The 580-nt window shown below is 67.9% G+C and carries 1 protein-coding gene; it reads right to left on the minus strand.

Going from position 1 to position 580, the window contains the following annotated elements:
- Positions 1-434 (minus strand): PH domain-containing protein (locus RF647_RS19130; protein WP_368813116.1); only part of this gene is annotated, 434 nt, incomplete at its 3' end.
- Between the last annotated feature and the right edge of the window lie 146 nt (positions 435-580).

The raw sequence follows: 580 nt of genomic DNA on the forward strand, positions 1-580 counted from the left end.
GGATCCAACCAGCGGGCCCTCCGGGGGCTCGTGGTGAAGTCCTCCGAGCCGCCGATCCCCGTGAGTCCCTGGTCCACGAGCTCGGTGGGCGCGTGTTCGAGCGGCAGCACGAGGTCGAGGATCTCATGCACGTTCTCGAGTGTGCCCACGGGCAACACCGTGGAACCGAGCCCCTCGGTGCCCTCGGAGCCGCCTTTACCCGCGGTAATCACACGGACGTGGTGGCCGTCGAAACCGCGCCACATCAGGGGTTTACCGACCTCCAGGGCCTGCACCCTCCCCGTGGGAATCGTGGAGGAGCGCTCGTTGAACAACCCGGATCGGGTGCGCACCCCGGAGGGGACCACGCTGAGCGTGAACCCCCAGCTCTTCTCGAGCCGCGAGTACACCGTGGAGACCACGCCGAGCAGCAGGGGGACGAAACTGGGGATCATGACCCGCATCACCTGGGCGTTCCAGAACGCGGCGATCACCGCCGCCACTGCCATGAGCAGCAGGATCACGGCGGGCGGGGAACACACGAGGCTCAGCAGCACCCGGCTCGTGGGCACCGTGAACACGCGCCGCAGCTCGTCCTGTT

The sequence above is a fragment of the Kocuria sp. CPCC 205263 genome (genome assembly GCF_040981075.1).
Classification (GTDB): domain Bacteria; phylum Actinomycetota; class Actinomycetes; order Actinomycetales; family Micrococcaceae; genus Kocuria; species Kocuria rosea.